Source organism: Streptomyces gossypii, from assembly GCF_025165795.1.
GTDB classification, from domain to species: Bacteria; Actinomycetota; Actinomycetes; order Streptomycetales; family Streptomycetaceae; genus Streptomyces; species Streptomyces gossypii.
In genome coordinates, this window is the sequence record NZ_JAJAGO010000003.1 from 258,414 (window position 1) to 282,151 (window position 23,738).

The 23,738-nt window shown below is 67.5% G+C and carries 21 protein-coding genes and 3 pseudogenes; 9 read left to right on the forward strand and 15 right to left on the reverse strand.

Translation table 11 applies throughout. The features are described from left to right. Nucleotides 1-84 precede the first annotated feature (84 nt). The 3 genes and pseudogenes from LHJ74_RS07650 to LHJ74_RS07655 all read right to left on the reverse strand — a co-directional run bounded on the left by LHJ74_RS07650 (nucleotide 85) and on the right by LHJ74_RS07655 (nucleotide 3,260). The gene (locus LHJ74_RS07650; protein WP_260216788.1) at nucleotides 85-1,311 is read right to left on the reverse strand and encodes an NAD(P)/FAD-dependent oxidoreductase; all 1,227 of its coding nucleotides are present in this window, start codon (nucleotides 1,309-1,311) and stop codon (nucleotides 85-87) included. A 110-nt stretch (nucleotides 1,312-1,421) separates the two neighbouring features. Beyond that, nucleotides 1,422-1,582: pseudogene (locus LHJ74_RS34135) on the reverse strand (IS630 family transposase); the annotation flags it as partial. A 67-nt stretch (nucleotides 1,583-1,649) separates the two neighbouring features. Continuing rightward, nucleotides 1,650-3,260: an MFS transporter gene (locus LHJ74_RS07655; protein WP_260216789.1), complete on the reverse strand. Its 1,611-nt coding sequence runs from the start codon at nucleotides 3,258-3,260 to the stop codon at nucleotides 1,650-1,652. Between the two features lie 66 nt (nucleotides 3,261-3,326). On the opposite strand from LHJ74_RS07655, the gene LHJ74_RS07660 reads away from it, so the two are divergent. Then, complete coding sequence (locus tag LHJ74_RS07660) at nucleotides 3,327-4,025, forward strand: TetR/AcrR family transcriptional regulator (RefSeq protein ID WP_260216790.1); 699 nt, start codon at nucleotides 3,327-3,329, stop codon at nucleotides 4,023-4,025. A gap of 30 nt (nucleotides 4,026-4,055) precedes the next feature. On the opposite strand, the pseudogene LHJ74_RS07665 reads toward LHJ74_RS07660, so the two are convergent. From LHJ74_RS07665 to LHJ74_RS07680, 4 genes and pseudogenes are all read right to left on the reverse strand, one after another. Continuing rightward, nucleotides 4,056-4,243 (reverse strand): annotated as a pseudogene (locus tag LHJ74_RS07665) (L-threonylcarbamoyladenylate synthase); the annotation flags it as partial. 372 nt (nucleotides 4,244-4,615) lie between these two features. Further along, nucleotides 4,616-6,037, reverse strand: a complete 1,422-nt coding sequence (locus LHJ74_RS07670; protein ID WP_260216791.1) for an ATP-binding protein — start codon at nucleotides 6,035-6,037, stop codon at nucleotides 4,616-4,618. 67 nt (nucleotides 6,038-6,104) lie between these two features. Further along, on the reverse strand, nucleotides 6,105-6,809 hold the full coding sequence (locus LHJ74_RS07675) for a WYL domain-containing protein (protein ID WP_260216792.1): 705 nt from the start codon (nucleotides 6,807-6,809) through the stop codon (nucleotides 6,105-6,107). A 605-nt stretch (nucleotides 6,810-7,414) separates the two neighbouring features. After that, entirely contained in the window at nucleotides 7,415-8,020 is a 606-nt protein-coding gene (locus LHJ74_RS07680) for a DUF1877 family protein (protein ID WP_260216793.1), read from the reverse strand. 609 nt (nucleotides 8,021-8,629) lie between these two features. Here LHJ74_RS07680 and LHJ74_RS07685 point away from each other — a divergent pair. Together LHJ74_RS07685 and LHJ74_RS07690 are read left to right on the forward strand one after the other, a co-directional pair. Next, entirely contained in the window at nucleotides 8,630-9,967 is a 1,338-nt protein-coding gene (locus LHJ74_RS07685) for a PIN-like domain-containing protein (RefSeq protein WP_260216794.1), read from the forward strand. Between the two features lie 75 nt (nucleotides 9,968-10,042). After that, a complete protein-coding gene (locus tag LHJ74_RS07690; RefSeq protein ID WP_260216795.1) occupies nucleotides 10,043-11,812 on the forward strand; it encodes a hypothetical protein in 1,770 nt (589 codons plus the stop codon). Nucleotides 11,813-11,942: 130 nt separating this feature from the next. Here the strand turns inward: LHJ74_RS07690 and LHJ74_RS07695 are convergent, their stop codons facing one another. From LHJ74_RS07695 to LHJ74_RS07715, 5 genes are read right to left on the reverse strand one after another with little or no spacing between them, the layout of a single operon-like run. Next, complete coding sequence (locus LHJ74_RS07695) at nucleotides 11,943-12,455, reverse strand: NUDIX domain-containing protein (RefSeq protein WP_311203271.1); 513 nt, start codon at nucleotides 12,453-12,455, stop codon at nucleotides 11,943-11,945. Between the two features lie 5 nt (nucleotides 12,456-12,460). Further along, nucleotides 12,461-13,582 (reverse strand): adenosylhomocysteinase, encoded by a 1,122-nt coding sequence (locus LHJ74_RS07700; RefSeq protein ID WP_260216796.1) that lies wholly within the window; start codon nucleotides 13,580-13,582, stop codon nucleotides 12,461-12,463. 53 nt (nucleotides 13,583-13,635) lie between these two features. Further along, nucleotides 13,636-14,091, reverse strand: a complete 456-nt coding sequence (locus LHJ74_RS07705) for a hypothetical protein (protein WP_260216797.1) — start codon at nucleotides 14,089-14,091, stop codon at nucleotides 13,636-13,638. Then, entirely contained in the window at nucleotides 14,088-14,489 is a 402-nt protein-coding gene (locus LHJ74_RS07710) for an ATP-binding protein (protein ID WP_260216798.1), read from the reverse strand. The genes LHJ74_RS07705 and LHJ74_RS07710 overlap by 4 nt, the downstream gene beginning before the upstream one ends. A gap of 8 nt (nucleotides 14,490-14,497) precedes the next feature. Beyond that, nucleotides 14,498-14,926, reverse strand: a complete 429-nt coding sequence (locus tag LHJ74_RS07715; protein ID WP_260216799.1) for a hypothetical protein — start codon at nucleotides 14,924-14,926, stop codon at nucleotides 14,498-14,500. A 153-nt stretch (nucleotides 14,927-15,079) separates the two neighbouring features. Here LHJ74_RS07715 and LHJ74_RS07720 point away from each other — a divergent pair, with 153 nt between their 5' ends. From LHJ74_RS07720 to LHJ74_RS07740, 5 genes and pseudogenes are all read left to right on the forward strand, one after another. Beyond that, nucleotides 15,080-16,180: a helix-turn-helix domain-containing protein gene (locus tag LHJ74_RS07720; protein ID WP_260217367.1), complete on the forward strand. Its 1,101-nt coding sequence runs from the start codon at nucleotides 15,080-15,082 to the stop codon at nucleotides 16,178-16,180. 14 nt (nucleotides 16,181-16,194) lie between these two features. Further along, nucleotides 16,195-16,863: a YdcF family protein gene (locus tag LHJ74_RS07725; protein ID WP_260216800.1), complete on the forward strand. Its 669-nt coding sequence runs from the start codon at nucleotides 16,195-16,197 to the stop codon at nucleotides 16,861-16,863. Nucleotides 16,864-16,882: 19 nt separating this feature from the next. Then, nucleotides 16,883-17,352: pseudogene (locus LHJ74_RS07730) on the forward strand (WbqC family protein); the annotation flags it as partial. Between the two features lie 409 nt (nucleotides 17,353-17,761). Then, the gene (locus LHJ74_RS07735) at nucleotides 17,762-18,175 is read left to right on the forward strand and encodes a hypothetical protein (RefSeq protein WP_260216801.1); all 414 of its coding nucleotides are present in this window, start codon (nucleotides 17,762-17,764) and stop codon (nucleotides 18,173-18,175) included. A 1,077-nt stretch (nucleotides 18,176-19,252) separates the two neighbouring features. Beyond that, nucleotides 19,253-20,458: a hypothetical protein gene (locus tag LHJ74_RS07740; protein ID WP_260216802.1), complete on the forward strand. Its 1,206-nt coding sequence runs from the start codon at nucleotides 19,253-19,255 to the stop codon at nucleotides 20,456-20,458. A 25-nt stretch (nucleotides 20,459-20,483) separates the two neighbouring features. Here LHJ74_RS07740 and LHJ74_RS07745 read toward each other — a convergent pair whose 3' ends face one another. Further along, entirely contained in the window at nucleotides 20,484-20,753 is a 270-nt protein-coding gene (locus LHJ74_RS07745) for a hypothetical protein (protein WP_260216803.1), read from the reverse strand. Nucleotides 20,754-20,841: 88 nt separating this feature from the next. On the opposite strand from LHJ74_RS07745, the gene LHJ74_RS07750 reads away from it, so the two are divergent. Further along, entirely contained in the window at nucleotides 20,842-21,702 is an 861-nt protein-coding gene (locus tag LHJ74_RS07750) for a hypothetical protein (RefSeq protein WP_260216805.1), read from the forward strand. On the opposite strand, the gene LHJ74_RS07755 is transcribed toward LHJ74_RS07750, so the two are convergent. Then, nucleotides 21,677-22,549 (reverse strand): aldo/keto reductase, encoded by an 873-nt coding sequence (locus tag LHJ74_RS07755; RefSeq protein WP_260216807.1) that lies wholly within the window; start codon nucleotides 22,547-22,549, stop codon nucleotides 21,677-21,679. The two genes, LHJ74_RS07750 and LHJ74_RS07755, sit on opposite strands and share 26 nt — an antisense overlap. Then, nucleotides 22,483-23,679, reverse strand: a complete 1,197-nt coding sequence (locus LHJ74_RS07760; protein ID WP_260216809.1) for a JmjC domain-containing protein — start codon at nucleotides 23,677-23,679, stop codon at nucleotides 22,483-22,485. The genes LHJ74_RS07755 and LHJ74_RS07760 overlap by 67 nt, the downstream gene beginning before the upstream one ends. Between the last annotated feature and the right edge of the window lie 59 nt (nucleotides 23,680-23,738).

The window sequence follows — 23,738 nt, forward strand, 5'->3', positions numbered from 1 at the left end:
CCTTCTCCTCGTCCTCCGCGGTCGGCCCTGGCGGCCGACCGCGTTCGCGTGCGTCTACGGCAAGATCCTCGCAGCACGCGCCGGTCAGACTGCCCGGTCGGCGGCGGCCGGTGCCTCGGTGCGGTCGGCGCGGTCGGCGCGGTCGGTTCGCAGCAGCTGCTGGCGCTTGGCGACACCTCCCGGCATGCGGTGCAGCTTGAACGAACCGGGCTTGTGCGCCTCTTTGGCCAGGTGCTTGGGGATGCCCTCGCAGACCAACTCCTTGACCCTGGCGCCCAGGCCGTCGTCGATGTGCAGACCCACCGCGACGTCGGACCTGTTGGCGAACTGGTAGATGCCCGCGCTTCGGCCCAGGCTGATGCACTGGGCGTACATCGACTGGTGGAGGTCCTCCGGCTGCTCACCCGCGAGTCGGCTGAGCACGGTATCGGCGGCCCGCGCACCCAGCGGCGACGCGTTCAGGCAGCTCATCCGCAGCGGCAGGCCGGACGGTGCCGCCGAGTCCCCGGCCGCGAGGACGCGCGCGTCGTCCACGCTGGTCAGCGTCTCGTCCGTGAGCAGGCGGCCCACGGCGTCGGTGCTCAGCCCGCTGCGGGCGGCCAGGTCCGGAACGCCGAAGCCGACGGTCCAGACGGTGACCTCGCTCGGCAGCTCACGGCCGTCGGCGAGCCGCACAGCGTCGCGGGTCACCGCCGTCACCATCGTGCCGGAGCCGTCGATGACCGTCACGCCGAGCTTGGCCAGCCGCTTCGCAACCGAGCGACGGCCCCGGGTGTGCAGGTACGGGCCGAGCACACCTCCGCAGACCAGGGTCACCCGGCGGCCGGCCTCCGCCAACTCGGCGGCGGTCTCGATGCCGGCGGGGCCCGCGCCGACCACCGTCACGGGGGCCGTCGCGGCTGCGGCGTCGAGGACCGGGCGCAGCCGCTGTGCCTCCTCCAGGGTGGCGATCGGGTAGGCGAACTCGGCCGCCCCTGGCACGCTCGATCCGGCGCTGCCGCTGCCGACGGCGTAGATCAGGTAGTCGTAGTCGAGCGTGCCGTCGGCTGTCAGCGTCACACTGCGCTCGGCCGCGTCGATCCGGGTGACGGAGTCGACCATCAGCCGGACGCCCTCGGCCAGGACGTCCTGGTAGGCGATGATCGCGTCGTCCGACCCGCCCACCAGCTGGTGCAGGCGGACCCGGTGGACCAAGTCCGGGCGCGGGTTGATCAGCGTCACGGTCACGTCGTCGCGCAGCGTCAGCCGGTTGGCGGCCATCACACCCGCGTATCCGCCACCGATCACGACCACATGCGTGTTCCCAGCCATAGTGCCTCCTCCGATTCCAGGTGTTCGGCCTCAAGACACCGCGCCGTCGGTCGCTGTGACAGGACGTGAGTCAGGTCACTTCACGGGAGGGGAGGGGGCTCGGCTGGAGCGGTGTCCTCGTCGGTCTGCACCAGCTGGGCGATCACGGCGCCCGGATCCTGCCGGCCGGGGTCAGCAGCGTCATCGCGCGCCGGTGGCGCACTGAACTCGTGCTGCCCCGGCGCACGATCTGCTGCAGTCGCTGCCCCTCCTGGCCGGTCAGGCTGCGCACACGAACAACGAAGGCCCCGGCCGCTGAGCGGTCGGGGCCTTCGTGACAGCCCGGCCGTCTCCCGGCGTCACCGCCCTGTACCGACGGGCTGGGCATCCGGATCAACCGGTGGCGCGACGTCGTCGGCGGCGGACCTCCCGCGCACCAGTACCACGGCGACGAGCGCGGTCGCGGCGGCGAGGAGGGCGGCGCCCACGCCCGCGTAAGTCTGCATGCCGTGGGTCACGGCGTCGCGAACCGCGTCGAGGAGGGCCGTGCCCCGGTCGTCGAGTGCGTCAGCCTCGGCCATGCCGTCGTGGATGCTGGACCGCGCGGTGTCTGCCGTCGCGTCGGGCACCTCGGTCGGCATGCTGCCTGACAGCGAGTCGCGGTAGACGAGGACGCTGATCGCGCCGCCGGCCGCCACGCCGAGGGCCGTGCCGAGTTCTCCTCCCAGTTCCTGCGCGGCGGCGGCCGAACCGGTCTGCTCCTCCGGCGCGCTGGAGATGATCAGATCGCCGAGCAGCGCCAGCGCCGCGCCGTGGCCGAGGGCGACGACCGACAGCGCGGCCACCACCGGCACCAGCGCCCCGCCCGTGGCGGCGAGGACGAGCAGCGCCGAGCCGAGCGCGGCGACGGCGAGCCCGGCCGTGACGACGGTCACCGGGCGGAACCGCTGGGCCAGCGCCGGCGCGAGCATCGCGCCGGTGATGTTCACGACGATGTAGGGGAGCGTCCACAGGCCGGCCTGCAACGGTGACAGGCCCGCCACCCACTGCAGGTACTGGGTGAACAGATAGAAGACGCCGACCGCGCCGATGCCGACGATCAGCAGCGTCGCCAGCGACGCGGTCAGCCGGCGGTCGCGGAGCAGGGCGAGGTCGAACAGGGGGTCGCGCAGCCGCCGTTGCCGTCGGACGAAGACGGTCAGCACGACGAGTCCGGCGGCGACGACCGCGAGGTACGGCCAAGCCGCCCCGCTGCCGCTCTCCTGTCCGGCGGCGAGTTCCTGCAGGCCGTAGACCACGGCGAGCATCCCGGCCACGGACAGTCCGACGCTCACCGCGTCCAGTCCGGCGGCGGTCCGCTCCCGTCGTTCGGGGAGCAGCGAGCCGCCCACGAGCAGCAGCAGGATCATCGGCGGGATGTTGATGAGGAACACCGAGCCCCACCAGAAGAACTCCAGTAGTATCCCGCCGAGGAGCGGGCCGATCGCGCCGCCGACGGCGAAGGCGCTGAACATGACCGCGATCGCCATCCGGCGCTGCTGGTCGTCGCGGAACATGGTCCGCAGCAGCGAGATCAGCGACGGCATCAGGGTGGCGCCGGCGATTCCCAGCAGGGCGCGGACGGCGATCAGCATGTCCGCGTTGACCGAGAACGCGGCGACGGCGGACAGGGCGGCGAACGCGACGGACCCGGTCAGCAGCAGCCGGCGGGGGCCGACGCGGTCACCGAGACGTCCCATGGTGACCAGGAATCCGGCGATCAGGAATCCGTAGACATGCACGATCCACAGTGACTGGGTCGCGCTGGGCTGGAGATCCGCGCTGAGGGTGGGCAGCGCGAAGAACAGCACCGTCAGATCGGTGGACAGCACCATCATCGGCAGCACCAGCAGCACCAGGCCCGCCCACTCCCGTCGGGTGGCGCGCGGCGGCGCGTCGCGCGTATCGCCCGTTCCGTCATGCGAGGTCATCGGGTCCGGCCTCCTCGTGGAATTACATTACGGCTTGTAACGTAACGATAAGATAGCCTTGCCCGTATGTCCAAGGCCCACGGCTCACGGAACGGAGGCGCCCCCGGCCGCCCCCGGGACGCCCACATCGACGCCGCCGTTCTCGCCGCCACCCTGGAGGTGCTGGACGAGAAGGGATACGCCGGGCTGTCCCTGGAGGAGGTCGCCGGCCGCGCCGGGACCTCGCGGCCGACGATCTACCGCCGGTGGGCAGGCCGCGCCCCGCTGGTGCTGGCCGCCATCGCCGCCCGGCTGGACGTGCCCGCCCCGCCGGATTCCGGCTGCACCCTGTGCGACCTCGCGGAGAGTTTCAACGTCTTCCTCGCCGCCTACCGCACGATCCGGCCGGACGTGCTCGCCTCCCTCTACAGCGACTGCGCGCGCGATCCGGAGCTGCGGGACTGCTTTCTGGGGACCCTCATCGAACCGTCTCGCCGGGCCGTCGGCCGCACCCTCGACCAGGCCATCGCCCGCGGCGACCTGCGCGCCGAGACCGACCGCGAGCAACTGCTCGACCTCCTCGGTGCACTGGTGCACTACCGCGCGCTGTTCGGCCGCGAGCATCTGACCGACAGCGAGGCCGAACGTGCCATCCAGACCCTGCTGCGGGGGGTCGCCGTGGACTATCCCGCGCTCGTCGCCCACAGCCAGGCGCTGGAACTGGAGCACGCGGCCCCGCACGGCGACCACGGCGAACACGGCGACCACGGCGACCGTACGGCGTAGCGCCGCCTCCACACGGCGCCGGGCAGCCCGTCACCCGAAGCGGGCGGGGTCCCCGGCGCCGTAGCGGATGATCTCGGGATCGCGCTGGGAGAAGTCGACCACGGTGGTCGGCTCGGTGCGCGCGTCGCCGAGTCCAGGACGGCGTTCACCACGTGGTCGAGGCGTTCCTTGATCTCCCAGCCGTCGGTGGGCGGCTCCTTCTCGCCGGGGAGCAGCAGAGCGTCGCGTGCGGACAGCTCATGCGACGGTACGGCCGTGAGCGGCCACGGTGTGCAGCGTCTGTCGCAGCGCGCTGAGCACCGGTAGGCAACGCTCGAGCTCCGACGACAACCGCAACCACGGGACGACGTAGACCCCGGCCGCTGAGCGGTCGGGGTCTACGTTCAGCCCGGTGAGGCTGGGCGGAGGATAGGGCATTCGAACCCCTGAGGAGTTGCCCCCAACACGCTTTCCAAATGTTCGTACGGGGGGGCCGGGTGGGTTCGCAGGCGTTCTGACCCGCGATGGAGTGGGGGTGGTCGGGACTTCTGGACAATGCCGTACGCAGGTGAACGCAACCAGAACTGCAACCACGGCAACTCAACCTCTGCTCACGCTCTGCGCCAGGCGCTGAGCAGTTCCTCGGGGCCGTACGCCGCATGAAGCCCAGTACAGCTGGTCCCGTTGCGGGAAACTGCCACGAGCGGCACAGGCTCGTCGGTGATCGCTGCCCTGTGCTTGTGCAGCGCGGCAAGGTCGTGGTTGTCGAACGCGGAGGTCTCCAGCCACTTGACCGAGCCGAGGAAGAGCAAGTGCTTGGCCACCGGCTGCCGGTCGGCGCCCACGAGGTCGATTTCGATGTCGTTGCTTCGGGTCCAGTACCCGCCGATCGCCGGGGCGGCGGGCAGGAGATCGTCCGGCAGGAGACGGGCGAGGGATTCCCGGACCAGGGGCTCGATCGCGCGGCCCCGCCAGCTCGTCCACTGCTCCTTGATCCGGCTCAGAGTGAGATCTCCTCTCATGCGCTCGATCTCCGCCATGTGCGGATCCAGAAACGCGAGCCAGAACCGCAGGTAGGGGTCTGCCACTCGGTAGCGGCGCTCTTTCGACGGGCGAAGTGAGAGGGGCAGTTCGGCTGCCACCACCCGTTTCTCGGTCAGGACGTCCGTGGCCCGGGTGAGCGTCGTGTGGGCGATGCCGCCGGCGGCGCGCGCGATGTTGGTAAAGGTTCGTTCTCCGGCTCCGATCGCCCGTAGGACTTCCCTGCTCATCGCCTGCGGTGGAAACTCTGCGGCCAGCGAACGTTCGGCGGATACCAGCAGCGCTGAGATCGGGTTGTCGAGCGAGTCGCGGAGGAATTCCCAGACGTCCGCTCCGGCCCGCCACTCCGCGCAGATCAGCGGAAGGCCGCCTGTGATCAGGGTGGCGTCGAAGGCGACCGCCGGCGACAGGTCGAGCATCTCGCCGATGTCGGCAGGGTTCAGCGGACCCACGACCATCTCCCGGCCGCGCTGGTGGAAGGGGCGGTCGTAGCTGTTCAGCGCCTCCATCATCGAGAGGTCGGATCCGACCAGGAGGAGGAGTACGGGCTTGCGGCTGAGCACGCGGTCCCAGGCCCGCTGGAGCATGCCCTCGAAGGCGTCGATGCGGTCCATCAGATACGGAACCTCGTCGATGACGACCACGCTCGGGCTGTCGTCGGGAAGGATCTCCGCCAGAAGCCGGAATGCCGCGTTCCACTGCTCCGGGGTCTCCTCCGAGAACAGTTCCCGCTCCGGCAGGGTGGATCTGGCGACGGCGTCGAGCAACTCGGTCAGTTCGTCCTCCGCCGTGCCGCCTGCCGCGGTGAAGAAGAGGTTCGGCGTCTCGGTGCGCCGGAGGAACTCCTCGACGAGGCTGGACTTGCCGACCCGCCGCCTTCCCCGCATGAGGACGCACTGCCCCGGTTTCGCTGACCCGGCGGCATCGTGAACCGTTTGAAGGGCGTTGCGGAGCACGTTCAGCTCTCGGTCCCGCCCGATGAAGCCGCGCATGGAAACACACTCCTGCAGAAGATGGTATCGATAGAGATACTATCGCTATCGATACCATCGTGGTTCTTTATTCGGGCATAACGCCGTGGATGCGGGAGAGGGTGAAAACGCGTTCGGCGTCCCGCAGATGGCACCAGGCTTCGAGGTAGGGCGGGTCGAGTACGAGGCGGCTGAGGGTGCGCACGGTCCGGCTGTCCGAGGTGGCGACGTACTCGACGGTGATGGCCTGACCGGCGTCAATGGCATGGGCGAGCTGGCGGACATCGCTGTACAGCAGCCGCTTCGCGTACCCGGAGACGATTTCCTCGGTGTCCGTGCCATACGGGGTTCCGCTGCCGAACGGGTCGGGGTCCGGGGTGGTCGGCGGGGCGGTCAGCAGTCGGGAGGCCAAGGCGCTCAGGTCGACAGGGGCCGGGGCCTTCGCCGCGCGGATGGCCGTGCTCCTCAGGCCCGCCCTGCCGCCGGTCCTGCGCGGGGCCGGGACGGGCGCGGCGGCCCGCTGAGGCCGGGCTCTCTCGATGCGTACGGTTCCCTCGCCCGTCTCGGCGACGGGAGCGCAGCCCTGGGCGCGGAGCGCGGCGAGGGTTGGCTCGAGCGGGCTGCGGCTGACCACCACAGTCGGGGCGAGTAGCCGCAGGCCGAGCTTGGCGAGCTTGCGGTGGACAGTGAGCTCGGCGAGGAGCGCGGGCTCCTCGCCGTGGATGACGCAGGCGGCGGGGGCGATGCGTACGCGGCCGTGGCTGCGCGCGATGTCGGCGATGAGATAGGACAAGGGCTGAGGGAGGGGGCCGACGGCGACCGCGGCCAGGTCGGCTGCGACGCCGTCCGGGGGGGGCCGGCGTCCAGAGCTCGGCGGACGCTGCCGGCGCTGAACCGCCACACCGAGGCTGTGCCGCTGGTCTCCCGGTCGGCGACGGAATCCAGGAGCGCGGTGAGCCGCGTGGTCGGGGTGCCGGTGACGACGGCGGTGAGATCCGCGCACCCGTGAGCAGCCCTGCCTGCCCCACGTACGGTGTTAAGTACCGGCCCAGCTCGTGATCACCGTCCGCCGCGAGGGCGTGGCCAGCACCCCCACATGCCGCGCTCTCGCCAGAAGCAGGTCGAAATATCCGGGAAACGTGCTGCCGTCGCGCTCCTGCTGAAGCACGACGGCAGCTTCCAGCATGGGAAGGGGCACGTCAGCGGCTCGGACGTCGGCGGTTCACGTCCGCCGGTTGCGGCTGCACGACCGGAACAGCGGGTGCGCCCGTGTTCGTCGTCAGGTGGGTGCTGCGAGCACTACGGGTGGCGGCGCTCCGTGCGGCCGGTCCCCACGCACCGTGTACGCCCGGACCGGCCCGCACACCCCGCCCCATTGATGAGTCTCGGCGCCTTCGGTCAGGAGATTTCCTTGATGACGGCGTTTCCGTCTGCTGCGGCGCGAGCGTAGAAGTCGCGCACGTTTCTGAGACTGTCGGCCAGGGACCCGTCTTCGATCATGCTCATGTTCCGGGTGCTGCCGTCGGCCAGTCCGACACCCATGCGGAAGGAATACACATCTGCCTCCTCGACCAGGGTGGCGCGCTCCTGGACCAGGCGGGGGATGTCCAGGTCCTGCAGGAAGTCGTGCACCGCGCGTACTTCGTCGGGCATGAGCAGTCGTGCATCGTCAATTCGTCCAGTGCGACCACCCCTTGGGAGGGCCAGACCTCCCATCACTGCGTCGCGCGCAGGCGCACGTCCGCAGGGTTCCCGATCCTCGTGATCGGCGTGGTTCGTGCAGCCGGTCAGCATCACGTGCAGGCCATCCCAGTTACGCCGGATATCGTCGTTCTCCTCCAGGAACTCCAGCAACGGCACCGAGTCGTGGGGTTCATCTGGCCGTGGTGCCTCGGTCCAGGCGTCCCACAGCCTCTTTCGGCCTGCCTGAGCTCCGTCAGGGTGTTCGAGCAGGGCTTCGACCTGTGCCGCATGGTGCCGTGACAGTGTCATCCAGAATCCCACCCCACCAGCCTATGAGTTGGCTGATCCGGCCGCATGAGTCTGGCTCCTCAGCAGCTCTCCACATCCGGCCCGTGCTCAGGGGCGGCGTCCTGGCCTGCGAGGGGCGGTGAATGTGCGGCTGGATATCGGCGGGTGCTGCGGCAGGGTCGGGCTCGGTTGTGCGGCTCGGAGGCTGCGTGCGCGTGCTGCTTTTGCTCGTAGGCTGGACAACGAAGGCCCCGGCCGCTGAGCGGTCGGGGCCTTCGTGACAGCCCGGTGAGGCTGGGCGGAGGATAGGGGATTCGAACCCCTGAGGAGTTGCCCCCAACACGCTTTCCAAATGTTCGCTTGGGGGTTCGGCGGGGGCCGTATGCATCCTGACCTGGTGCTGAGTGTTCGGGCGACCCTCGTTTGGTCAGCCCCGAACGGGTCCGAACGAGACCCGGACTGAGACCATGCCGCACCGGTGATGGCAGGGACGGGTCAGGCCAGGGGCCCCCGGTCCCGCGATGGAGGCACCTCAATCTGGCCGACTCGCACATCTTGAGGGCGTCCTTGCGGAATGATCGGGACGGAGCCAGCCAGGCTGTTGCAGCGGGTGCTTCTTTGGGGGCGAAAGTGATCAATGGGGTGACGAACTCGCCCGACGCTGACGAAACCGGTGGTGAGCGAGGGCTCTTTGACGGATTCGCCGAATACCGAACGCCCTCCCCGGAGGACTATCAGCGGTTGTTCACGACGGGGCTCGTAGTGGTCGACACCAACGTGCTGTTGACCCTCTACAGGTCAAACCAGCGGACCAGAGGCGACCTGCTCGCAGTGTTGGACCGATTGCACGATCGTCTGTGGGTACCGCACCAGGTCCTCACCGAATTCTGGCGCCTTCGGGAGCAGAGCACGATCCTCGGCCATCACAGCTTGAAGGCCAAGGAAGTCCGCTCGGCGCTGGTCAAGGCCGGCCGTTCGGCCAGCGACGCACTCGATCGGTGGCTGAAACAGGTCCACGTTGGTGACGACGCGGAGATCAGCGGCATGATCGCCGAACACCGGGAGCAGCTCGGCACCGTCCTGCTCAGTCTGCAGTCTCTGATCGATGGGCAGGCCAGCAAAGACGCCCTCGCAGATGCCACCGACACGAACACCGATCCCGTACTGGCACGGCTGGAGCCCATACTCCAGGGCCGGATTGGCCCTCCACTTGCCGACCATGAGCACGCGGCCGCACTGATCGAGGCGAAGCGACGCGGAGAGCACGATATTCCGCCCGGCTACGAAGACTTCAAGACCAAGTCGGATGAACGGGCAGCAGGGGACTATCTCGTCTGGGAGCAGACCCTCGTAGAGGCCACGCGTCTTGGCTCCGAGGTGTTGTTCGTGACGGGAGACAGCAAAGAGGACTGGTGGAAGCAACGTGACGGGAACATTGCGGCGAGGCCCCGTCCTGAACTAACGCAGGAGATGCTCCGCCGCACGGGATGTCGACTATTCATGCTTCAGTCGAGCGGTCTGTTGGAGCAGGCACGTCTCGTTCTGGATCTCGAGGTGGAGACGGCTTCGGTAAGGGACTTGGAGCAGCTGCAGACCACCACCCCCAGCGGTCCAGAATGGACCTCCGAAGCACTCGAAGCTTTGGTGGACCTCTTGCTCGGTCAGGCTGACGTGCAGGCGTATTCCATGCTTGAAGCGGCCCAGAACGACGGATTCGTCAGCCGAGCGACGGTCTACGAGATCGGCGGATATGCGGAAACGCGGATGCTCCGGGGGTTTACTCGGCCTGTCAAGACGGCGACGAAGAGACTTGAAGAAAACGGCGTCGAAGTCGGAGACGCTGAGAATCTATTCTTCGCCGTCTATGATCGAGAGTCCGATGCGGTCTCGGCAAAGGGCTTCCGAATTGCACAGGAGGCCGTCCCCCTGCTGCGGCCAATCGCGCAGAAGATTCTGGGCGAAGATCCGTCATCCGCCTGATTAGACTGTTGCTGTTCCTGGGGTTAGGCAACTTTGTGTTGGGGCGCTGGACACCCTCGCGGGGGAGGAGATCACATGCAGGATCCTGCGGACTCGATGGAGGCCGACGAGCCTGAGGGGAACGGTCGGAGCGATGCCGCCGACTCACGTGCTGTGCACTGTCCGGCACACCAATCGGGCAGTAACTCGGCGGCGGCGTCGACGGTACTGGTGGAGGTGCGGCCAGGTCTTGCCGTCGCCTTCGGGGCGATCCCTGCGGATCTCATTTCGGAGCTCAAGTTTCATCCGATCGACTTGGGGCTCGTGTCGGTCGACGACCGAACGCGGATCTCGGCAGCCCTCGCCTCGATTGGCAACACGGCGACCGTGGGCGGCAACCTCGCAAACGCATTCGCCAGCGTTGAGGGGGTCTACAGGCTCGGCGACGCGGCGCGGGCGTATCTGAGCGCTGGCGGAGCGCTCGCAGTCAAGGATGGCGCGAATCTCGGAGCAGTGTTCCTCAACGGCAAGATAGCCCACCAGGTTCGCTGGACTCCTGTCACTGCGGTGACTGCGGCTGGGGTCGCGGCTGCGATCGGGCCGGCGCTGGCCATGGTCGCGCTTCAGATGATGCTGAGCCAGGTCGCGGGCCTCGTTCGAACCAACATCGCGCTGACAAGCCAGGTCCTCACGACCATGCGCCACGGGCAGTGGGCCGACCTGACGGCGCTCGTCGACACCGTCGATCGGGCAGTTGGCCGCGCGCGAGAGCTCGGATCGGTCACGACAACCGAGTGGGAGAAAGTCGCGGCTAAAGACGACGACCTGCGTAAGCAGCGCGAAACGTACCGTCTGAACGTCGGCGAACACGTCCGACAGCTCGGTCAGCTCGACACACCTGGCCGACGTCAGTATCTCGAGACGAACGCCAGGGCAATTATCTTCGATGCCCACGCCCTCCTGTCTTCGCTCAAGGCATGGACCGGATATCAGACGCTCCACGCTGCGCGTGCGAGAGCCGTTGGACGCGAAGACGATGACGAGGCACGGCTCGTTGAGATCATTGAGCGCGAGACCGGCGAGGAGTTCAACTCCGCCTTGGCCGAGACGACGAGCCTCGTCGACTCGCTGACGCGGGAGCTACGGATCATTGCCGAGCTCCCCGGACGCGCAACAGGGCCGCTAATCGGGAAGCGGAAGGACGCGAAGAAGGCTCGCCTCACCAGCGCCCAACTTCTGGAGGCCCTCCAGCCTCTTGCCGACGCTCTCCATCCACCAGCCCCTCCACTCCAAGCTCCCGCCGTCGTCTGTGCGCCCAAGTCACTGGATCTTGAGCGGTACCTTCGCATTCTGCGATGGTTCCTCGAGGACGGTGAGACCCTCCGCGTCCTCGGTCTCGATGCCCCCGCTCGAATTGGTGCGATCCTCGACGGAGCAAAGGGGAAGGTCGCGCCGGCGATGGACAAAGCGGCGTCAAGGAATCTGGTCGCCGTCACGGATCGTCGCATCATCACGGCTAAGACGAACGCATTCCTCGGGCAAGGTGAGATCGGTCATGACATCCCGATAGACCGAGTGCGATACGTCCGAGCACCGGCCACACGGGACGGAAACGGGCGCTTGGCGATCGACCTCATAACGCCCGAGGACAACATCCAGTGGCTCTTCGACTCCGACCTCGACAACACCGTCGTGACCGCGCTCGCCGCGGTGCTGGCCGAGTCGATGAACATCCCGGACGACGAACGCGTTCAGCTCCAACGGCGGTGCCAAGCCCCGCTGGAGGTGGGCACGGAGGGCGAGAGTGTCGGTACGAGGTCTGTGGAACCGTCTGGCTCCCAAGCCCCGACCGGCGATGCCGTATAGGACCCGAGCCAAGAGAAGCTGGGCCGTAGCCGATCGCACGCTCGAGGCCCCCGAGCACGGCGGCATCGTAGTCGTGCTCGAGAGCCGCCGCCCCTCGCTGGTCAGAGAAGCGCCCGGGCAACCCGCCGCTTCAGCTGCTCGTCGGCGAGGCTATCCACCGTGCGCCACGCGGCGTCGGTGACCTCTTCGGTCTGCAGTTCGCCGATGTCGGCGGTGGTACGGAAGAGGAAGCGGAAGTCGAAGTGCTGGTGGGCGGGCTCGTCCTTGGCGGGATTGGCGTCGATGGGGTGGACGTCGATGTGCAGGGGATTTCGTTGTGCGGGGTGACGACGTAGGGCGGGATGCCGGTCTCCTCGGCGAGTTCACGGCCGGCAGCTTGCAGGAGCGTGTCGTCGGAGTGCTCGATATGGCCGCCGGGCAGCAGCCATTTGCCGGTGGCGTTGTGGAGGATGTGCAGGACACGGCCGTCGCGGCCGACGAGGATCGCGCCTGCGGTGACGTGTCCCGGCAGGAACTTGCGGCTGGTGAGGTCGTCGCCGTCGTCGAGGAGGCCCTGGACGATGTCGATTTCGCGCTTGTCCTCGGGGTGCTGGTCGAGGTACGCGGTGATGGTGGTGCGGATGTGGTTGGCCGTGATGGGCATGGTGATCACCTGTTGAAGTAGGAGAGCCAGGTCGCCGCGATGGCTTCGCGGTCAGGTGCGGGGACCTCGTGGATGCCAGGGGCGAGGTCTCCGCGGGTAAGCGTCCTGATCGCGGTGAGGATCTCGGCCTGGATCAGGAAGATGAACGGCCCAACGCTCGCGCCGTGGACGAAGTTGACGGCATTGCCGCCGTTCGCCAGATAGAAGTAATGGCCGGTGGTCTGGTAGCGGGTGACGTGGTCGCCGACAACCGTGCGGGTGTAGACGTCCGGCAGGCCGGTAAGGTCAAGCTCGTCCTCGCTGGAGGTGACCGTGGCGACGTAGGCGCCGTTGCGCAGGTGGGAGAAGTCCTCGCCGCGCAGAGAGACCGCGCCGGTCGCGCAGAGCACTAGGCCGGCGCCGGTGAGCGCGGTCTCGCGGTCGCGCGCGACGGTGAACCCCTGGGATAGAGCCTGGGTGCGGCGTACGGGGTCGATGTCGAAGACGGTGACCTGGACGCCCTTGGCGTGTAGGAGCCGGGCGATGGAGGAGCCGAGTTTGCCGAAGCCGATCACGAGGGCGGGGCGGCCGTGGAGGATGTCGCCGCGGCCGCGCATGACAGCCTCGGTGGAGAACACGACGGACTGGCCGACGAGGTAGTCCTCGGGGTCCTTGAGCGGGGAGCGGGCCACCGAGATGACGGGACAGGGCAGTTTGTCGAGGGCTTCGTAGCGGCGGTGGCCGTTCTCGGTGTCCTCGACGACACCGACCAGGCGGCCGGTGAAGCGGCTGTGGAGGTCGGTGAGGCTGGGGGCGAAGTAGCCGCCGACGTCGAGGAGGGAGATGGGTTCCCCGGCGGCCCGGGATTCGAAGTAGTCCAGCGCGGTGTCCGGGTCGGTGAACAGTTCGCGGGTCAGGGTATCGACGACGACGGTCCGCTCGGTCTCGCGCTGGGCAGCCAGGTGGACGGACTTCGGCTTGGGCAGCACCGCCGTGAGCCGGGTCATCGCGGCAACGGCGCGGACGAATGCGGGGCGCTCGGCCAGTAGGTGGGTGATCAGGAACGACGAGGTCTGCTCGTCGGGGGCGAACTGGACGGCGATCCGGGCGAAGTGTGCGTCCAGCTTGGCGCGTTCGAAGGTTTCCACGGCAGTTGCCTCTCATCCGTACAAACAGGGGCCGTGCAGGGAGTTCCAGGGGGTCAGCGGCTGCGGGCAAGCCCGAACAGCAGCCGGTCGGCCCCGCTTGCGGCATCCAGGTAGGTGTCGAGCTGAGAGGCGTCAGCGGACTGCGACAGCGGTTCCAGACCGAGCAGGAGAACGGCTGTGCCGGTGCGGGCGACCAGGGCCGTCCAGTCGGGGCGGCTCGGCAGCCGCAGCCTGCGGGAGGCGCCTGGGAAGTGCAGAAACACGTGGTCGCCGATGCTGTGCAGGCAGCGGCCGGCGTCCGGGACCACGTCCCCCGCCCGGCCCAGTCCGCCGAGGCTGTCTGCGAGACGCCGCATGCGGGCTTCGGGCGCGTTAGCAGTGCCGGGGAGAGCGGAGGCAGGACTGTGGGCGATCTCGCGGCCGTGCGGTCCGGTGCCCGGCCAGCTCCAGGCGGAGAGCGAGACCAGTAGCCGAAGCTCGGGGCCGGTCGGAGTGAGGATGGCGCTCACGCGGTCGTCCCTCCTGCGGTCTTGAAGCAGGACCAAACGATCTTTCCGAGCGGTGTGCGGTCCTGCACTCCCCAGCCGTCGGCGAGCGTGGCCACCAGGACCAGACCGCGTCCGGACAGGTCGGTGTCGGCAGCCTGGCGAGTCTCGGGGCGCCGGCGGCGGCTGTTGTGCACCTCCAGGCGCACGACGTCGTCTTCGGCGTCGAGGCGGACCAGGAATCCGTGGTCGGAGACAGTGCCGTGGACCAGCGCGTTCGTTGCCAGCTCGGAGACGCAGAGGCGGATGTCGTCGATTCGTTCTGCAAGGCCCCATCCGGCCAGGGTCGCGGAGGCGAATTCCCGTGCCTGTCCCACGGATTCGGGGTGGGCCTTGAAGAAACGCTGCACCGTTTCAATCATTGCTGCCCTCATGACTCGGCATCCAGGAGGCGGGTGGTACCCGGGCTGTGGCGGCGGGCCGCCGTGCCGGAGGCAATCGGCGGCCATGCGGGGTGGGACCGGCGGACCAGAAGCAGCCGGGAGCCGGCCGCCTTGATCCGCCGACCGCGTTCAGCCGCTATCGCCTTCGGGCCGAGGTGTGATGCGGCCGGGGCGAGCACGCCATAGACATCCGGCAGGGCCAACACGTCCAGCAGGCCGGTGAAGGCCGCCGAGCCGGGGCCGGCACTCGCCTCGCGTTCGGTGAAGACGCCGGACAGCTCCAGCTCGTGGCTACGGCAGTACTCGGCGAGCGAGGCGACCAGCGCCTCCTGTCGGGCTTCGGAGACCCGCACCAGCCGCAGGAAGCCGTAGACGACAGGCCCAATGACCAGGCGATGTTCCGTGAGGGGTTCCATGCGGGGGACCGTCCAAAGGGTCGACAAGTAGTGACGATCCTGAGCATGGATGTCGCCGAACTCCTGGCCAATCACCTGCCGTTCTACTTCCGTTCCACTTCCGTCCCGCCGCCCCCAGGCATCTGCTTCGATGACGGTGGAAGGGAGCGAGGCGTGGCAACCGTGCACCACTGGACCGGCCTGGAGGCCAGGGCACTGCGTCTCGCCCTGCGTTTGAGCGTGCGGGCCTTTGCCGAGCACCTCGGCGTGGCCGTCGCGACGGTCTCGAAGTGGGAGAGCAAGCGCGCCGAAACCGAGCCCAGACCCGACACCCAGGCCATCCTCGACACCGCCCTCGGACGTGCGGACGCCCCCGCCCACCTGCGCTTCGAGACGCTCCTGTCCGAGATGGCCTGCACCGTGCAAGGCGCCGGACGGCGCGTCACTGTCGCCGGCCCCCGAGCCTGGGAGTACGAATCGTGGGCAGACGACCTGGACCGCGTCGTGGTCGCGCTCTCCCGCCAGAACTTCGCCTTCGCCGACAGCCTGCTCAGCCGCTGGTTGGTGCGGTTCAACGCCCAGGAACTGGACGAAAAGGGCCTGTACCTTTTCGCTCGCTCGACCGTGCTGCTCGGTGACCTCAAACGCGACCAAGGCTCCGTGCTCGGCCCACTTTCCGCCCAGCACTCCTACGCCGGGGCTCGCGCGGTCTTCACCCAGCTCGACATCCCGCGTCGTGTCGCCCAGCTCGACCTCTCCCTCGCGGTGGTCACGGAAATGTCCGGCAAGCTAGAGGTTGCCGCCCGCCACTACGAAACCCTCGCCGTCGACGACCGCCTCTCCCGCCGGGACCGCGCCAGGGCCCGCCTGTGGGTGGGCACGGCGCTGAGCAAGAACGGTCGGCACGACTACGCGACCCGCGTCATGCAGGCCGCGACCCGCGACTTCGAGGACCTCACCGAACCCGACGACTGGTCGGTGGCCCACCAGAAACTCGCCCTCGCCCGCCGTGGCGCCGGCGACCTCACCCAGGCCCTGCACTTCATCGACATCGCCCGCAGCAGCGGGGCCGCCGACTCCCCGATGCAACGCGTACGGCTGGACACCGCTCATGGCCACATCCTGCTCTCCGACGCGGCGACCCGGGATGATGGACTCCTCGTCCTCGATCAGGCCACCCGCACGGCCGCGCAGTACGGACTCGTGCACCAACTGCGCAGCATCGAGGGCATCAAGGCCATGAACGAGGGGCCGACCGGCCCCCGGCGACGGTGACCAGGGAGAGACGCGTGAGCGACAACCAGCAGGCCATCACCGAGGGCCAGTGGCACCGAGCCGTGCTGCTCTGGGACTACCACCAGATGGACCACCATCTGCGGCCCGTCGACGTGGCGATCGGGCTGGGCAGCCACGACCTCGGCGTCGCCACCCACTCCGTCGAGCTGTACCGCGCCGGGCTGTTCCCGACCCTGGTCTTCACCGGAGGCAACAGCCCCACCACCGCCAAGGTCTTCCCGCGCGGCGAGGCCGTCCACTTTCGCGAGCACGCCATCGACCTCGGCGTCCCCGCCGAGGCGGTCCTGCTGGAACCGGAGGCTGGCAACACCGGGCAGAACGTCACTCTCTCCCGAGAGGTCCTCGCCGCCGCTGGCATCACCCCGACGACGGTGATGCTGGTCTCCAAGCCCTACATGGAACGGCGGTCGTTCGCGACCGCCCGCAAGCTGTGGCCCGACGTCGAGATCCTCTGCGCGTCGGAGCCGCTGGAGTTCGACGACTACGTGAAGTCCATCGGCGACGAGAAGCTCGTCCTGGACATGCTCGTCGGCGATCTCCAGCGGGTCATCGAGTATCCGAAGCTCGGATTCGCCATCGAGCAGGAGGTCCCGGAGGACGTGCATGCAGCGTATGAATCCCTCATCCATGACGGCTTCACCAGCCGTCTCATCTCTTCCTGACCTGCCCGAGTCGGGCGGGCTGTGCGCAATTCACCAGCCCAATCTGTTCCCGAGACTGACCACACTGGCCAAACTGTTCGCGGCGGACTACGGGATCGTCCTGGACGACGTGCAGTTCACCCGCCGCGACTACCAGCACCGCGCGCGATTCGGGAGCCCTCGACGAACCGAACCGTCGGCAGTGGCTCACCCTCCCCAGCCACGCTCCCCACGCGGCAGTACTACGGAGCGAGCCCACACTGGCCGGCCCTCGCACAGGCCTTGGACCCGGTGCTGGACGCCTTCGGCTCCGGCAGGACCGCTGCCGTCGCCGCAGCCTCCACCCGCCTGCTGCTAGACCTGCTCGGCTGGCAGGGCCAGATCCTCACCGGCAGCGATCTGCCCTCCCGGCGGGGCCGCTCCCAGCGGCTCGCCGACCTCTCCGCCGTGACCGGCGCCCGCGCATATGTGTGCGGGACCGGTGGCATGACTGAACGACGTAGGGCCCCGCCGCCGGAGCGGTGGGGCCCTACGTGACAGCCCGGTGAGGCTGGGCGGAGGATAGGGGATTCGAACCCCTGAGGAGTTGCCCCCAACACGCTTTCCAAATGTTCGTACGAGGGTCCTGCGGCGACCGTGGGTGTCCTGACCTGGTGCGGAGCTGGTGATGGCGGCACCCTCGAACGGCGCCGGACGGGGGCGAACGAGACCAGAATTGAGACCAAGGTGTTCAGGGCTCTACCAGGTCAGGCGCTGAATCCGGGCCCCCATGCCACGTGCCGATCAGGAGCGGGTGTTGCCCGGTCGGCCGCAGGGCTGTCTAGGGGGCTGTGTAGATGGATCGTCCCCTCGGAGTGTCAGTGGTGTCCGGTAGGTTCTGCTGGGGCAGGTCACCACAAACGGGGGAGACACCTCGATCATGTACGACGCCGAATTAATGGCCGTGGCCACAGGTGCGGCCGGCACTCTCGTTGCAGCCATAGCTGCATCGGGCGCTGAGAAGATGCGCCTGAAGGTCGCGCACTTCTTTCGCAGGGCCAACCTGGATCAGCGAAGAGCGGCTGCCCAGGCAGTGAATGACACCGCGGCGCAGCTCACCTCGCCCACTCCAGAAGCTCAGGCGCTCGCAGCGACCGCCTGGGCACAGCTCCTCGCCCGATACCTTGCCGAGCACCGCGACGCCATGAGCGAGGTGGACGAACTTGCGGTGCCTACACCGCCGGCCTCGAAGGTCTGGAACCAGAGCAATACCGGCACTGGGACGTTCATCGGTGGTGACGTGCGAGGTGGCATGACTCTCAACTACGGCGGGACGCCAGATGGCGCACACTGAGCACCGGGAGCAACACAACCATGGCTCCGGCACGTTCGTGGGCGGAGACGTCCACGGTGGCCTCTGGCAGGTCTTCCTCCCGCCCTATGGGAAGAAGGCGACTTCCAGCGATCCGGTGCCGACGAAACGACAGCCCGAGCGGGATGACGAGGAGGGGGACGACTACGAGGGCCGCTTGGCGTCTCTGCTCGGCTCGGCGTGGATCGGCGTCTCGGCTGGTCTGGCCGTCATCTACGCGGTCATGGGTCGGCCCTGGGTCGACCGCGAACCGACTCCGGGTATCGCTGCACGCATCGGCGTGGGGCTCGTCGCCCTCTACCTTTGCCTGGCCATGGCAGCTGCCTTCTTCGCCCGTCTCGCTCAGGTCTTCGAGCTCTGGTCGGAACAATGTGCCATCACGGCTACACAAAGCCGAGGTCGGTTGGTTGCTAGGCCGCCTGCGTCCATGTCCAGGGCTATGGCTGGCTTGACGGCAGCGGCAGCTCTTGCAGCCGAACTGCTGGCATCTTTCTTCGGTTGGTCCTCGTTCGGGGGCAAGGTGGCGCAACGCGCGCGTCTAGCCCGGCTCAACGCAGCTGCCAACGCAAAGTCGGCTCGTGCAGCTACAAGGACGCGTAAGGCATAGTCACGGGCAGGTGGGGCCCACCTTCGGAGGCGATACCCGACGCAGGGTGCCAGCGCTACTGCCAATCTCCCAGATGGCATGGCGTGGGAAGCTGCTACAGACTGCAAGGCTGCTGGAGGAACTTCGCACCGTCGAGACCGGCCCGCACCGCCAGGGTCAAGATGTTTGCGCTCCCCGCCAGTACTCCGTGATCCCGGCCATGCCCTCCGGTCGGCCCCAGTTGCTCGGCGCATCGATGCGCCCGGCAGCAGCTGTTGAACCGGTCATGACGAGTCACAGCGCGGCTACCTGACGGCCACTCAGTAATGTCAGTGGCGCGTCATACAGTGCAACGACTGGAGCCCTGTCGGTTCTCGCCGGTAGCTCCGTCATAAAATTCCGTACCGCATCGTTGCATACATCGGTACATTCTTTGATGAGCGTGCGTACTTGTCAGAGCGAGGCGAGGCACAGTGCAAGACCCCGTACCTGTCACCGTCTATCAGTCCAACTTCGTCGCCTGTGCGCGGACGTTGGATCCTGGACTGCTCGCGAAGTTGCGTATCAGCGAGCCTGCCGTGCTCGTGATGGAGGTTGTCGTCTCGCTATGTATGGCGCTGACTAACGACAGTGATCAGCGCCCGTGGCATGAGCGGGTCGAAGACTGCTTTTCAGAGGTTACGGAAGAGCGGCTCACGGAGATATGTCAAGCCTTCGTCGGTGAATGCGAGGTTGAGCAGTTGCAGCGTTGGCTGGAGCGATTTAAGAATCAGAACTACAGCAGCTTCGTAGAGCGCCTTCTGGGGGCGGCATGCTATAAGCGATTCATAGACTCCCTGAAGCAAGATGGTGCTGTGGTCGCCCTGGCAGTTCGACGCGGAGTGCGCGCGCTCACTCCTTTTGTTGTGGCATGGAATGACGCCGTCAAGATTTCTTCCCAGAACCAGCTCAAAGGTGTCCAGCCGGCCCACATTCTGGCGGTGAATGCCGTCGAAATACTGGTGTCACTCGACGATTTCCTTGGAGAGAAGGTCCTCGCCGCTCTACCTATGGAGGTGACGAGTGCGAAAAGTTCTGATCTTGCAATGCTCGCACCGGAAGGTGTAGACGACCTCGTAACCAGCTTTCGCTCCATGGTGGCGGAAGCATCGGTCAAGCGTGTGGAGCGCAGAAATTCTCCGCTCGTAAGGAAAATTCGAGGGGCGCGAGATGCCCTTCGATTCTCGGAGGACGGTGTTTCGCAGGCCGCAAACTCTCTCATCGAATTGCTTGATCGCATTATGCGAGAAAGTCTCAAGCCTGCAGAAGTGCTCGCCTGGGTGGATGCCAATCTGCCAGATGCGGAAGATGTGACGCATGAAGTGCAGGGGCAGATGCGTCCGACCAAGCGCGCGGAAGCCCTCTGTCTTGTTTATGGCGGTGACCCCATCACGCCCCGCGAAGCTACCGAGAACGATGATGGTCAAGGTCCCGACTTTATCCACGACGTGATCGCCATTGCATTAGTTTCCATTCGGAATCAGTTGCAGAAGATGAAGCATGCTGATCACGGGACGCCTGAGGAGAAGGGTCAACTCTTGAGTGTCCTCGCGGCACTCGAAGGGGCTCTTATGCTGGGTCTCACCATTGGTGACCTGTCAGTCGAACCGGAACCTTCAGAGGAGTTGCCTGCGGCGTAGCTGCTCTGCAGGGTGGGTGGGACATTCATTTCGACGGGCAGGGTGTGGAGCCTGCTGTAGTCGTGTCGAGTTCGGCTACGCGCAGGGCCTCGACTGCGGCAACCTGGGGGAACGCAACGGCCAGGAAGACCCAGCGTGGGCCGTTTTCCAAAGTGAAGTCGCCCGGGTAGCCGTCGTACCAGATGCGGTCGATGGACGCGCTGCGTGCCCTATCGATCGCTTCTCTGACCCTTCCCAAGAACATCGCACACTGTGCCCAATCGGTCACTAGGTTTGTTGAGGTAATCGTACTCATCGGTGCCCTCCCGTCGCCCAGGGTTCGGCCAGATGCGGCGCGAGGTCGCCCGGGGAGCGTCGGTGGAGGTGCTGCTACCGTCACCGGTATGTCGCTCTCGGTGTCTTCGGCTTCTGCAGTTGATTTGCGGGTTGAGCCGGTCGATGAGGTTCTGGGCCGGGTGGAGAGGTCTCTTCAGGTCCGGCTGGACGGCGGTTCTGTGGTGCGCAAGCGCCGTTCGGTGGGGGCTCGTACGGACCGTGATACCTGGGTGCGTATCGAGCGGCGCCTGCTGGGCCGTATCGGGGGCCAGGGCTGGAACGGTACGGAGCAGGCTGCGGTGTTGAAGGGTGTTGCGCAGCCGGTCTGGTACGCGGGTCTGTCCTGGCGGGAGGCGGAGAGGCCCGTGATGTGGCGGGCTGATGAGACCGGGCTCCTTCCTGGAGAGCCGGTGAAGCCGGGCGGGGTGCTGGTGGCGGACCCGCATGTGCCGGACGCGTGGTGGGAGGGCTTGAACGCGTCTTTGGACGCGCTGGCGGCGCAGCACACCGCCCGTGTTGCCACCCCGGACACCGTCCCGGTCACGCAGGGCCATGTCACCGAAGTGATCCGAAGTACCTTCCCTGAGGCTTCGGATACGGCTGTTGAGCGGTGGGTGCCGGCGCATGCGGATGTGAACTGGGCGAACGTGACCGGCCCGCAGTTCTGCCTGTTCGACTGGGAGGACTGGGGGATGGCCCCTCGCGGGCTGGACTCGGCGTCGCTGTGGGCGCAGTCGCTCGGGGTCCCGGAGGTGGCCTCCCGCGTACGGGCCGAGCGCCGAGCAGACCTGGAGAGCCGCGACGGGATGGTGATGATGCTGTTCGCCTGCTCGAAGATCGCCGGCCCCTACGCCCACCCGGAGGACCCCCGGCTGGAGCCCGCCCGGCGGGAGGCGGCCCGCCTCATGGACGTGCTTCAGACCCGTTGATGGCCGCGTGGCGTTCCCGTAGCAACTTGCGGTACTTGAGGAGCATTGCGGTGTCGGTATCGCGGTCGAGGGCCTGGAGGACTTCTTGGAGGTGTGCGGGGTTGTCCGTGCCGACGGCGACGGTACGCACTGACGGCAGGTCGTAGGCGACGCGGAACGCGGCTTGGATGCGGGAGACTTCGGCCGTCGGCTCCTGGAGGAACATGCGGGGGTCGACGGTCTTCCACACCGGGTCTTCGGCGTTGCCGCCGAAGGGGCTCATGCCCCACACGGCGGAAGGTCTCCACCGGGCGGTCAGTTCGTCCGCGGCGTCCAGGGTGCCGATGCCGGCCAGCAGTCCGGAGCGGACCATGAGGACGCAGGGCGCGGGCGTCGTGTCGTCGATCAGATCGGGCAGCGGTGTCGGGTCCCAGGACGCGATGCCCCAGGACTCGCACCAACCCCTGCGTGAGGCGTCTGCCAGCGCTTCGCACGCCTGCGACAGCGCTTCGCGCGCGGCGTCGGCGGGGGCGTGGAGGGAGACCTCCGGGTTGTGCAGGAACACCAGGTTCGGCGGGCGTCCAAGCGCCTGGTTCGTCTGTTCCAGTGCCGCCAGTAGCCGGGAGGGGGCGAGCGAGTGCTGCGGGGCCCCGTCGGGACCGGGGAAGTAGCCGACTTTGGTGGAGAGCGTCAGTCTGGGAAGCAGGTCGCCGGCCACCTTCGCGAGCCTCTGGTGGGCGGTGAAGCCGTGGTAGTTGAACGCGGTGTCGATCGCCCGGACGCCGAGGTCGAGGGCTGCGGTCAGAGGGCGGCGTTCGTAGCGAGACCGGTGTAGCCCGAGGACAACTCGGGGGTGAGCACCGCGCACACTTCCTCCTTCGTCAGGATCTCGGCCACTTCTCCAATCTCCGCTCCCACCAGAGCTGTTGCTTGACCCAGGTGCACGGGGTTCCCGCTGAGCAGCAGCCGCAGGGCCGGCAGGGCCCTGGTGAGGAAGGTGAGCTTCTTTCCTGACGCCACGACTTCGACGGTCTCGCCGCGCTCTTGGATTCGGGGCGGGAAGTGGGTGATGCACACCACGGATTCCATCGGTCCGAAGATGTCCAGGAACGGGACGTGCTGTGGGGCGGAGGCTTCCTGTTCCCGGGCCGCCAGGAAGTCAGCGGGGCTGCGCTGTTCGATCAGCCTCGCAGCGGCCTCGGTCAGCGCTTGGCTTCCGGTGCCGCCCCACCTGTCCAGGTCGTGGCGGAAGACCTCCTCCTCGCGGGACCAGTCCGAGAGCCAGGCCAGCCAGCTCGCTCCGGTGCGCTTGGCGAATCCGAAGGTCGTGTGCAGGCTCGTGCCCGAGCCGCTGCCGGACCGGGTTGCCTGGTGCCAGTAGCCCCGCGGTATGTGCATGACGTCGCCGGTCTTCATGGTGCCTGCCCAGACGACTTCGTCGGGCGGCTCGTTGTTCCGGTCGGCGTCGCGGAAGAGCGGTGCCGTGCGGGAGGTTCCACGTACTTCCCATTGCTTCTCGCCGGCCAGCTGGACGATGAGTACGTCGTGGTCGTCCCAGTGCAGTCGGAATCCGGCGGCTTCGTTCGTGGTCAGGTATGCGTTGACTTGGACGCGCTCGCGCGACCACCACTGGAGCGCGCGGCAGACGACTTCCATGGTGGGGTCGAAGGTGTTGGCCTGGTCGAGCACCACCGTCGCGCCTTGGCGCAGGAGCGTGCCCAGTCGGCGCATGTCGGCCATGCGGATGCTCTGGCCCCGCAGGGTCACCTCATCGCTGAAGTAGGCGTTGGGGTGCAGTTCCTCGCCGTCCTGGAAGCAGCGGAACTGGGGGCTGGAGAGGCTTCGCCGCATCGCCATGTCCAGCAGCCTGTTGGGCGTCAGGATGCTCTCGGTGAGCGAGGCGTCCTTGAGGCTGCCGCGGGCGAAGTCGCCTCCGAGCGGACTGGCTCCGTTCCATCCCAGGGCTGATTCTATGGCGCTGACCAGCTGGTGTTCCATCTGTACTCCTTTGGGTGTGGTCCGTGACGCGGTCGATCACCGTGGGCCCGCGCGGGGGT

Coding starts and splice junctions, on each gene's coding strand:
- LHJ74_RS07650 (WP_260216788.1), bottom strand. CDS start 1,311: ATGGCTGGGAACACGCATGTGGTCGTGATCGGTGGCGGATACGCGGGT.
- LHJ74_RS07655 (WP_260216789.1), bottom strand. CDS start 3,260: ATGACCTCGCATGACGGAACGGGCGATACGCGCGACGCGCCGCCGCGC.
- LHJ74_RS07660 (WP_260216790.1), top strand. CDS start 3,327: ATGTCCAAGGCCCACGGCTCACGGAACGGAGGCGCCCCCGGCCGCCCC.
- LHJ74_RS07670 (WP_260216791.1), bottom strand. CDS start 6,037: ATGCGCGGCTTCATCGGGCGGGACCGAGAGCTGAACGTGCTCCGCAAC.
- LHJ74_RS07690 (WP_260216795.1), top strand. CDS start 10,043: ATGCAGGATCCTGCGGACTCGATGGAGGCCGACGAGCCTGAGGGGAAC.
- LHJ74_RS07695 (WP_311203271.1), bottom strand. CDS start 12,455: ATGCCCATCACGGCCAACCACATCCGCACCACCATCACCGCGTACCTC.
- LHJ74_RS07710 (WP_260216798.1), bottom strand. CDS start 14,489: ATGATTGAAACGGTGCAGCGTTTCTTCAAGGCCCACCCCGAATCCGTG.
- LHJ74_RS07715 (WP_260216799.1), bottom strand. CDS start 14,926: ATGGAACCCCTCACGGAACATCGCCTGGTCATTGGGCCTGTCGTCTAC.
- LHJ74_RS07735 (WP_260216801.1), top strand. CDS start 17,762: ATGTACGACGCCGAATTAATGGCCGTGGCCACAGGTGCGGCCGGCACT.
- LHJ74_RS07745 (WP_260216803.1), bottom strand. CDS start 20,753: ATGAGTACGATTACCTCAACAAACCTAGTGACCGATTGGGCACAGTGT.
- LHJ74_RS07750 (WP_260216805.1), top strand. CDS start 20,842: ATGTCGCTCTCGGTGTCTTCGGCTTCTGCAGTTGATTTGCGGGTTGAG.
- LHJ74_RS07760 (WP_260216809.1), bottom strand. CDS start 23,679: ATGGAACACCAGCTGGTCAGCGCCATAGAATCAGCCCTGGGATGGAAC.